The organism is Pseudoalteromonas sp. ABE4_541, from assembly GCF_056312285.1.
On record NZ_JBSVEM010000007.1, the window covers coordinates 223,258 to 233,708 of the forward strand.

General features: G+C 42.2%; 8 protein-coding genes. 1 reads left to right on the forward strand and 7 read right to left on the reverse strand.

Translation table 11 applies throughout. The features are described 5' to 3' along the window. Positions 1-2: 2 nt before the first annotated feature. The 7 genes from ACW689_RS09465 to prlC form a co-directional block, all read right to left on the reverse strand. Positions 3-431, reverse strand: a complete 429-nt coding sequence (locus ACW689_RS09465; protein WP_476290667.1) for a glycoside hydrolase family protein — start codon at positions 429-431, stop codon at positions 3-5. Between the two features lie 2 nt (positions 432-433). Continuing rightward, positions 434-946 carry a UpxY family transcription antiterminator gene (locus ACW689_RS09470; protein ID WP_476290669.1) on the reverse strand — a complete coding sequence of 171 codons (513 nt, stop codon included), beginning with the start codon at positions 944-946 and terminating at the stop codon, positions 434-436. 135 nt (positions 947-1,081) lie between these two features. Next, positions 1,082-1,651, reverse strand: coding sequence for an RNA polymerase sigma factor (locus tag ACW689_RS09475; protein WP_476290671.1), 570 nt, complete (start codon positions 1,649-1,651; stop codon positions 1,082-1,084). A gap of 411 nt (positions 1,652-2,062) precedes the next feature. Next, positions 2,063-3,988, reverse strand: a complete 1,926-nt coding sequence (locus tag ACW689_RS09480) for a methyl-accepting chemotaxis protein (protein ID WP_476290673.1) — start codon at positions 3,986-3,988, stop codon at positions 2,063-2,065. A 143-nt stretch (positions 3,989-4,131) separates the two neighbouring features. Next, the gene (locus ACW689_RS09485) at positions 4,132-4,905 is read right to left on the reverse strand and encodes a class I SAM-dependent methyltransferase (RefSeq protein WP_476290675.1); all 774 of its coding nucleotides are present in this window, start codon (positions 4,903-4,905) and stop codon (positions 4,132-4,134) included. Positions 4,906-5,002: 97 nt separating this feature from the next. Next, positions 5,003-6,151, reverse strand: a complete 1,149-nt coding sequence (locus tag ACW689_RS09490) for a response regulator (protein WP_476290677.1) — start codon at positions 6,149-6,151, stop codon at positions 5,003-5,005. A gap of 122 nt (positions 6,152-6,273) precedes the next feature. Beyond that, positions 6,274-8,319, reverse strand: a complete 2,046-nt coding sequence (gene prlC, locus ACW689_RS09495; RefSeq protein ID WP_476290679.1) for an oligopeptidase A — start codon at positions 8,317-8,319, stop codon at positions 6,274-6,276. Positions 8,320-8,465: 146 nt separating this feature from the next. On the opposite strand from prlC, the gene gorA reads away from it, so the two are divergent. Continuing rightward, a complete protein-coding gene (gene gorA / locus ACW689_RS09500; RefSeq protein WP_476290681.1) occupies positions 8,466-9,827 on the forward strand; it encodes a glutathione-disulfide reductase in 1,362 nt (453 codons plus the stop codon). The last annotated feature ends 624 nt before the right edge of the window (positions 9,828-10,451 follow it).

The window sequence follows — 10,451 nt, forward strand, 5'->3', positions numbered from 1 at the left end:
TATTAACCCTCAATCATTCTATTAGCTAGCTCTTGTGCACGACGACCAACTTGGTTTGCCCATCTTGAATCCAGCATTTCACGAGCGGCATCCTCATAGTCTTGCCGCTCAAGCGCCGCTATCATCTTTTTAAATTTACTTAATCCTGCCACCCCCAAATTAAATGCCATATCAAGCAAAATAAGCTTACGAGCTTCATCTAATGTATTAAAAATACTGATATTACTACTCACTTGAACCAACACATCTTTAATATCATTAGTGAGTAAGTAATGCGCTTCTTCGAGCGTGATCCCACGATCAGTTAAATTGCGGCCAATACCGATCGTCGTTTTACCTTGCGAACATTGATATGGCTTCAAAGATAATCCTTCATAGCCCAGTAGCTGCTCTTTAAGTGTTTGTAGTCCCTGCTCTGTTAATACTGCCATGATTAAGCCTCTTTCACTGGTTTGAGTAATTCGATGGGTAGTGTTAGCAGCATACTTTGCTCTAATCCTTCTACCTCAACAGCAACGAGTTTTTTATTGCGTCGCTCAATTAATTTTCCTCGGTAGCCTTTTAAGCTGCCGTCTGTAATTTCAATGTGCATGCCCTTAACCAAACGGTTTGCCAGCACATCAACGATATTACCATTTAAAACAAACTGTTTTATTTTTTCGATTTCACTTGGCGAAATAATGGCTGGCTGATTATTAAATTTAACGTAGGAAACAAAACCAGAAAAACGCTTTAAATGTTGAAATTCATTACCGTCGATATAAACAAATACATACGACTTAAACAAAGGCGTGTCAGTCACCTTAACTCTATCACTCCACTGTTTTTGTTGCTGTATAACCGGCAAAAATGCTTCACAGTCGCTTTGTAATTTATTGACCTGCTCTGCTAATCTTTTCTCGCAATTGGCTTTGGTATAAACCACAAACCATTGTCTTTTGTTCATAATGTGTATGCTCCAGCCAAGCTCCGCCACATCAGTCCCATGTGAACGATGTAGTAGAATTTTATAATTTAAGGAGCGCAATACGCCCCAGTTACATGGATAACGGAATAAAACAAAGTTTGTGAAAAGGTTTTTTTAACGGTTTGATTGCAATACGCTGAGTCTTTTTCTCGCTAACTGCACCCGTTTACGCGCGTTTTCTTGTGTTATTTGCAGTTGAGAGGCAATTTCAGAATAATCCATTTCATAAATAAATTTATACTGAATCGCCTGCTTAAGGTCATAAGGTAAACGATTTATCGCCTGAGTTAATTGGTCGTATAAATGACCGCGTTCATGCTCACTTTCTAAAGAAATGGATTGGTTTTCGGTGAAATAAAATTGGCTAGGATTGCCACTGACTAGGCTTACCAAATCATTTTCTTTGCTATTTAATCGATGAATATCCATGCATACATTGTGTGCAATTCGACACAACCAGGCAAAAACATTTTCAATATTAGAGGCATCTTGAGCATAAGCATAAAATGCTTTTTCACGAGTTTGCGCCATCGCATCTTCGATTTTATCGCTATCGTTATGAAGCCATTTGTAGCAACAAGATAATACGCGTTCATTATACTCAGACCAAATACGCCAAAATTCTAAATTAGGTTTTGTCGTAACTCGCGCGTTTAAACAAGAATTCCTTGATACTAACATCATCTCTCCGCTTTAAATTGAATTTACGAAGCGATGACGCAGAACTGAATATTATGTGAATATAAAAGTTACAAAAACAAAACCTAAATTTAACTTAAAGCAATACTTTGTAATTATTTGCGCTGTTTTTTAGTTTATATCCACAGGTATCAAAGACCATAATATTGAATCAGGTACAATGTCTATTACAAGGCATTACAGCGATGCGATACTTTGCTTTATGAGACACATGACCAAGTTAGTTAGTCACCACAGTTCCTTTTGTGGAAAACTGATTGTATGGGAATACATTTACAATTCATACAGGGGAGATAGTGCCAGTAAAGCACGATGCGTCACATTGATTTAGCCCAAAAAAGTGACAAAAAAAAAGCAGGCCTTGGCCTGCTTCTTGTCTCAATGTACAACGGCTATTTATTGTAGACCAAGGCTATGTCGGATCTGATGCATTTGTTCTTGTAAGCGCCCTTGGATATCGCTGACTTGCTGGCTGGAACTATTTACCTGCTCTTTCATTTGTTTCATTTCGCCACTGAAGTTATCTAACAGCCCGCTTTGCTGCTGCGATAACTCCATAGCATGGGTTGCCACCTGATTGGCTGTTTGTGCGCTTTGTGCCACGCCCTCAGAGTTCTTTTTCAGCTCCTGAGCATGATTAGTCTGTAGTTCAGCATCTTCTGCCAATGCGGAGATCTGTGTTGATACGCGAGAGGAGTTTTCACCCAGAATATTAAGCTGTGCGTTAATATCCGTTAATGAATCTTGCGTTTGCTGCGCAAGTTTTCTCACTTCGTCCGCGACGACAGCAAAACCACGACCGTGCTCACCTGCACGTGCCGATTCAATGGCAGCGTTCAATGCTAACAAGTTTGTTTGCTCAGCAATGTTACGGATTATTTCAATCACTTTGCCCACATCAGCCACGCCGTTGAGTAACTCATTCAAGCTTGCCAAACCTTCTCCAACACGATTTTGTGTTTTAGAGCTGGCCGTTAACATCGCATCGGCAAAGTTCACGCTTTGCGACATAGCATTGAACGTTTGATTGGCGTTATCAGATACTTGGCTGTTTATAGCACTGGCTTCAACACCCAATTCTTTTACTTGATCGAGCATACTTTGAGTTTGCTCAACACGATGATAAGTCATGTCAGACTGCTTGCTGATCTTCGACAAGTTGTCACTCATTTGCTGCATAAATTGGTTGATCACATTGAGCATTTCCTCGCGCTCTTGCGCTTCAACACGCTGCCTTTCAATCAGTTGGTTAAAGTAAGTGGCAATTTCACCTAACTCTGTATTGGGGTTTTTACTTTGTATCGTTTTAAGTTCATTACTTTCTAGCAAGTCTTTAAAGCCATCGCGAAGATGACGTAGTGGCATTAACACTTGGTTACGTTGCACCAGGTAGACGCCCATAGCCAATAAAACGAGTAAACCTATGGCTACACCAAAAATGAGCAAGACACGCTCTGATAAGGCATCTTGTTGATCCTTTAGTTGTTGCTCAGCACTGAGCATGACGCTAGAAATGCGCTTAATGTCATCACGCAAACTACGTATCCCCGATTGTCGCTTTTTGGCTTGACTGAGTGTGGCTCTCAAATCTCTGTCAAAACGATTTGGCCAACTGGTTAACTCGGCTTTGATTTCTTCCGCTAAGTCTTCCGCTTCAGCACCCAAAAACAACTCATCTTCATCGACTTCAGACATCACACCTAAATTTTCTAAGGCAGAAATCTGAGCTGCAAGCTGCTGTAGCCGAGCAACTGTTTGTTGTAAGTTTTTCTCAGTATCGGTATCAAAACTCATCACTAATTGGTAGGTATAAATACTCAAATTACTGACTTGAGAATAATAGTCCGAAGCCAGCTCATGATACTGTGGTGCTAACTCATGCCCTTGTGATTTTAGTGCGTAACTAACCAAAGAGGACGCTGAACCGGCCATTTGTCTCAAGGCATTATCTAGCAACGCCATCTCGTTACCCGACAACTTGCCCAGTGCACGGTATTTACCTTTAATATCTGAATCTAACTGCTCAAGTTGGCGCTGCATTTTTTCACTTAAGGAAGCAGGTAAAACGCTTAGGTTTTGTGTTTTTATTTTATCAATGAGCTCAGAAGAACGGTTAAGGTATTGCCCATCACCACTGCCTAGGTAGTCTTCAATTGTGCCTTCAAGATCAATCAGAATGGTATTTTTGAGTTGAGTGTATGCCATATTCTGGCTATCTAGCTCACTGAGTACCTGAGAAGCCCAAACTAGTACGGCTGCTAAAAAAACACTGGCGGACGCCAATAGAATCGCTAATAAACGAGTAAACGACGAAACACGCATAAACACAACACCTATATAAAAGTAAGCGCGCGTAGAGTATTACCCTTTTATGACAATTTAATGTAAATTACCTAAATTTTATACAAGCGAGGTTAAAACCATACTTTCATCGTACGCACGATATGCAAAGCCGCATGCTCTCTTTATTTCATTGCGGCCTTAACATAAACATCAAAGCGGTTTTTTTTGGTTTTAATCTGCATAGATGGCGTCTTATTGTTTAGAAAAGGCGCATAATCTGGTCGTTTTACCACGACCCGCTTACTGGCAAGTTCATAGGCACTTTCTAGTAAATTATCAGCATCATCATCCCCCCCCACTAACGCTTGAAACACGCGCATTTCTTTTTTGACTAACGCCGATTTTTCTCGATGAGGGAACATAGGATCAAGGTATACGACATCCGGCTGTTCATCCGTATTAGGTAATAAGGTGTGGCTTGAACCAAATTGCATTTGCATATTTTGTTGCATCCAAGCACCGATTTCTGCATCTTGGTAAGCACGCTGTAAACCGTCATATAACAATGCTGCCACGACAGGGTGACGCTCGTGTAAAGTCACTTTGCAACCAAGCGCCGCCAGTACAAATGCATCTCGCCCTAGCCCAGCCGTGGCATCGAGCACATGCGGAGTTGCACCTTTATTTAGCCCAACCGCTTTAGCAATGGCTTGTCCTTTACCGCCGCCAAACTTGCGCCTATGTGCTGCTGCACCGGTAACAAAATCCACCAGCACCGCACCTAACTTAGGTTCATCAGCCTTAACAAGTTGCAGGCCAGATTCGTCATAATGAAGTTTAAAGGTCGGTTGCTCAGTTAAGTTGCCAGATAGCTCCGCCCACTCAATGAGTGTAAAACGCTTTTCTAGTTCTGATAAATAAGGACGGTTTTCAACAAATGGGGTATGAATTAGCACGGCAGACTCCTAACTTAAAGCCTGCTCAGTATACCTAAAGCGGTTCAGTCGGGACACCGATAAATTATGCAAGAGCGGGTAAATGCGCTCCACTTAACTAGAAAAGCTCAATATCCACCTGAGATGCGACATCCGCTTCTCCCCAAGGTTTGGCCATTTTGTTGATGCTTTCAAGCAATTCATGCCGCACTTGAGTAATTTCGTCTAACGTCGATTTAATCACCGTTAATTCGTCATTTAAAAATTCAAAGTGATTATGGAGTTTATCGAGCTGCTCACTATGTTCATTCGACAGCTTGGTTTTAAGCGCTCCAATAAGCTCAGAAAAAGCGGTTACTTTGTCGCTATGTTGTGAGTCTATACCATGCAACTGTGCGCTCAACGCCTCAAATATTAAGCCTATTTGCTCCACTTTATTGAGCGCATCTTCACTGCTTTCCATGTCTTTAATTTTCGCATTGGTCGCCTCGAGCAAATGCGGTAACAAATCTTTATAACGTCCATAAAGCGCCGCATCATCCACCGGCATATTTTTTACCAACAACGACACCTTCGGGTAGTTGATGATAGTGCGTCGACCAAAGTCAACAAATCGACTACCATCTTGATGTTTTTCAAGTAGCTCTTGCTCTATCGGCTGAATGCTCCCCTCGTTCGAAAAAAACACTGCATCGCCGCGATACCAAAATACTAAAGCCACTTCCAATTGCAGCGGTATAAAGAATTCCAAAAAATAGCTGCTGAGCGAGTCAAGATCGTGTGCGTGATAGGATTGGCCGACATAGCGCATGATCCGTCCCATATCCCCCGAGTCTGTCATGGCAATTTCTGCGGTGATCTGTGCGCGTTGTATATCTTGGACTAATTGCTTAGATTGTTGACGGTAGTTATCTAGTACCTCAATGCGTGCTAATAATTCTGGGCACTCAAAAGGCTTAACAATGTAATCGGCAGCTCCCGCATTGTAACCACGCATACGTTCGGAAATATCGCTCTTTTGCGATAAAAACATCACTGGGGTGTTAGCTGTTTCCTCTAAACGTTTGAGTTTTTGGCATGTCTCAAAACCATTCATACCAGGCATTTCAACATCGAGCAAGATAATATCGGGTTGATGTTTTTGCGCGAGACGTATGCCGTCTTCACCATTACGAGCATGTAGCAACTGGCAACTCGAAGAAAGTGCTTCTTCAATAATACAATGTGCCAGCTTATCATCATCAATTGCCAATACCAGTTTGCTCATCATCTAGCCTCAAGCCATTCTATTCTTTAAAAAGCATAGACCTAGAAAATAAATTTGCGAGCAGTCAAAACAAGAAAAGCACCCTAAGGTGCTCTTCTACAAACAATGATTAAACCAACACGTTAAGCCGCGCTATTAATACCACTGTGTCTGAGTAATGCGTCAACTTGCGGTTCTCTACCCCTGAAACGGGTAAACAATACCATAGGCTCTTCTGAACCGCCTTTTTCTAAAATGTTTTCCATAAAGGCTCGGCCCGTGTGTTCGTTGAAAATGCCCTCTTCTTCAAATTTAGAAAATGCATCCGCAGACAGCACTTCAGCCCATTTGTATGAGTAATAACCGGCGCTATAACCGCCTGCAAAAATATGGCTAAAGCTATGTTGAAAACGGTTAAACTCAGGAGCTTTAATCACCGCTGTTTTTTCACGCACGGCGTTAAGCTTTGACTGAATATAATCAGTGTCATCACCTTGATAGTCGGCATGAATATGGAAATCGAACAAGCTAAACTCAATTTGACGCAACATTTGCATTGCCGACTGATAGTTTTTCGCTGCAAGCAGCTTGTCTAACAGCTCTTTTGGCAGTGGCTCGCCCGTTTCGAAATGACCAGAAATAAAACTCAACGCTTCTTCTTCATAGCACCAGTTTTCTAAAAATTGACTTGGTAACTCGACCGCATCCCACGCAACACCGTTGATCCCCGCAACTGGTGCCGCTTCAACTTGCGTCAGCATATGGTGGATACCGTGGCCAAATTCGTGGAATAACGTGGTGACTTCGTTGTGCGTAAACAAAGCAGGCTTATCGCCAACCGCTTTATTAAAGTTACATACCAAGTAGGCAACCGGTGTTTGTAGCTGCCCATTAGCGCGCTTTTTACGGCCCATACAGTCATCCATCCAAGCACCGCCACGCTTGTGCTCACGGGCATATAGATCTAAATAAAAATGACCGCGCAACTCATCGTTTTTATCATGAATAGCAAAAAAACGCACATCTGGGTGATAACTATCAAACTCATTAACTTCGCTGACTTTAATACCAAATAAACGATTTACGGTTGTGAACAACCCATTCAACACAGTATCTGCTGGGAAATAAGGACGTAATTGTTCATCAGAGATAGCATACTTTGCTTGTTTTAGCTTTTCACCATAATAACCATAATCCCAAGCCTCTAATTTTTCGATACCATGCTCTTGCTTAGCAAAAGCAACCAGCTCAGCCAGCTCAGCTTCAGCTTGCGGCTTAGACTTGCTGGCAAGATCATTTAAAAATTCAAATACTTGAGCTGGTGATTCAGCCATTTTTGTGGCCAATGATTTATGTGCATAGCTATCAAAACCAAGTAATTGTGCGGCTTCGTGACGAAGCGCTAGTTCTTCATTCATGATAACGGAGTTATCAAATTCGTTCGCATTTGGACCCTGATCAGATGCACGAGTCACAAAGGCACGATACGCTTCCTCGCGCAGCTCTCGGTTATCCGCATAAGTCATAACCGGTAAGTAAGATGGGATGTCCAATGTGAATACCCAACCATCGAGCTCTTTTGCTTGTGCAGTGTGCTGCGCCAGTGCCAATGCCGATTCAGGTAAACCAGTTAATAACGATTCATCACTAATGTGCTTTTGCCACGCTTGAGTGGCGTCCATTACATTATTACCAAACTTAGAAGCAAGCTCTGATAAACGCGCACTGATCTCACCAAAACGCTTTTGCTTGTCTTTGCTCAGTGCAATACCCGACAAAGTAAAATCACGTAATTGATTATCAATGGTTTTTTGCTGTGCTACTGATAAGTTAGCAAATTCTGCTGAGTCTTTAATTGATTTATATGCTTCGTAAAGACCCTGATGCTGGCCAACAAATGTTGAGTACTCTGACAACATTGGTAAGCACTCATTATATGCGTTACGCAGCGCTTCACTGTTTACCACCGAATGCATGTGAGATACAGGTGAAAACATGCGCGTTAATTTGTCGTCGGCTTCTTCGATGGGTAATACTAAGTTATCCCAAGTAAATGTTTGGTTTTTTAATACATCTTCAATCGTTTGGCGACAATGAGCGAGCGCTTCTTTCAAAGCTGGCACAATATGTTCAGGTTCAATTTTTGAAAATGGCGGCAGGCCTTCAAGCCCTATCAACGGGTTGCTCATAATGTGTTCTCTTATCGTTATTTTGCTGTATTGTGTTGAAATTGGGGCAAATGCCTCAATTACAAGTTAGACTGTTAACTTTTACCGTTTAGCTCGGTCTTTACTCTCTAAGCGTAGAATAAATTGAAATAAACTAAGGGCAAGTTATGACTCAACACTTTGACTATATCGCAATTGGTGGTGGCAGTGGCGGTATTGCATCAGCTAACCGCGCCGCAATGCGTGGCGCAAAAGTCGCACTAATTGAAGCCAAACATATGGGTGGTACCTGCGTCAATGTAGGTTGCGTACCTAAAAAAGTAATGTGGCATGGTGCACAAGTAGCGGAAGCAATCAAACTCTATGCGCCAGATTATGGTTTTGATGTTGAATTAAAAAACTTTGATTGGGCGAAATTGGTCGAAAGCCGTGAAGCCTACATTGGCCGAATTCATAAAGGCTATGAAGGGTACCTTGCCAAGAATGGCGTCACCGTGATCAACGGCTTTGCCAAATTTGTCGACAATCGTACCATTGAAGTAAACGGTGAACATTACACCGCTGATCACATCAGCATTGCCGTAGGTGGCCGCCCTTCAATTCCAAACATTCCTGGTGCCGAATATGGTATTGACTCAAATGACTTTTTTGAGTTGAAGCAACAACCGCGCAGAGTGGCGGTGATTGGCGCAGGTTATATTGCCGTTGAGCTTGCTGGCGTATTAAATAGCTTGGGCACAGAAACCCATTTATTTGTGCGTAAACACGCTCCCCTTCGTAGCTTCGACCCACTTGTGGTAGAAACTTTAGTCGAGGTGATGGAAAAAGAAGGTCCAACACTACACACCAACGCAGTTCCAAAAGAGCTATGCAAAGAAGCCGACGGCTCGGTGACTCTACATTTAGAAAACGGTCAATCACATACCGTCGATCAAGTTATTTGGGCAATTGGCCGCGAGCCAGTCACGGATTTAATTAACTTAGAAGCCACCGATGTTGCAACGAACGAGCGTGGCTTTATTAAAGTAGATGAGTACCAAAATACCTCAGTGAAAGGTATTTATGCGCTGGGCGATATTATGGAAGGCGGCATTGAATTAACACCTGTTGCCGTTAAAGCGGGCCGTATGTTAGCAGAGCGCTTGTTTAACCCTGAATTGCCAGATGCCAAAATGGACTACAACCTAGTCCCTACCGTGGTATTCAGCCATCCCCCAATCGGCACCATTGGTTTAACCGAGCCACAAGCCATTGAACAGTATGGCAAAGACAATATTAAAGTGTATACCTCAACCTTTGCCGCCATGTACACAGCGGTTACCCAGCACCGTCAACCGTGCAAAATGAAGCTAGTATGCGCCGGACCGGATGAAAAAATTGTTGGCCTACACGGCATCGGCTTTGCCGTTGACGAAATGATCCAAGGTTTTGCCGTGGCAATGAAAATGGGCGCAACCAAAGCCGACTTTGATTCAGTCGTCGCCATACACCCGACTGGATCAGAAGAGTTTGTTACTATGACGAGTTAATGTAGAAAACATACTGTCACACGTTTATAAATCTGGAAAGTTAACATTTACCATCTAAGTCGAACCGGCTTAGATGGTTCAACTTTTTAGGTAAATAAATGGTTCAGTTAATAAACTCAAGTAATGTATTTAGAAATACAAAATTAAATTTTGACGAAGGGTATTACCACTGCATACCCATTGATCACAACATCGGGTCTCTGCCTACCTTTTTTTCAAGAAGTGGCCAATTTTTAATTGAGCCAAACAGCTACCTTTTCTATTTGAAGACAGTCAAAAAAGCTAAAGATCTCACTCCGTGTAGCCGAGCGCTTCTCAAGTATTATCAATTTCTAGAAGAAGAGAAGCTTGACTGGGATCACTTCCCTCCTATTAAAAGACTAAAACCTACCTACCTTTTTCGCTCCTATCTACTTTCAGCAGTGAAATCTGGGGAGCTCGCGCACAGCACAGCCAATGCGTATATCAAGTTAAGAGCTTTTACCTATGGGCAATACATGAACGCTATTTGGTAGTTAACAGTGAGCAGGAAGTGTCCACTTCCCTTAACATGAGACATGTTTAATTAGAGTTTTCTGTAATATCACAAACAGGAGACAACAATGAAAAAGTCACGTTTTACAG

Excerpts from the sequence above, each read along its gene's own strand:
- ACW689_RS09465 (WP_476290667.1), bottom strand. The coding sequence starts at position 431 with ATGGCAGTATTAACAGAGCAGGGACTACAAACACTTAAAGAGCAGCTA.
- ACW689_RS09470 (WP_476290669.1), bottom strand. The coding sequence starts at position 946 with ATGAACAAAAGACAATGGTTTGTGGTTTATACCAAAGCCAATTGCGAG.
- ACW689_RS09475 (WP_476290671.1), bottom strand. The coding sequence starts at position 1,651 with ATGATGTTAGTATCAAGGAATTCTTGTTTAAACGCGCGAGTTACGACA.
- ACW689_RS09480 (WP_476290673.1), bottom strand. The coding sequence starts at position 3,988 with ATGCGTGTTTCGTCGTTTACTCGTTTATTAGCGATTCTATTGGCGTCC.
- ACW689_RS09490 (WP_476290677.1), bottom strand. The coding sequence starts at position 6,151 with ATGAGCAAACTGGTATTGGCAATTGATGATGATAAGCTGGCACATTGT.
- prlC (WP_476290679.1), bottom strand. The coding sequence starts at position 8,319 with ATGAGCAACCCGTTGATAGGGCTTGAAGGCCTGCCGCCATTTTCAAAA.
- gorA (WP_476290681.1), top strand. The coding sequence starts at position 8,466 with ATGACTCAACACTTTGACTATATCGCAATTGGTGGTGGCAGTGGCGGT.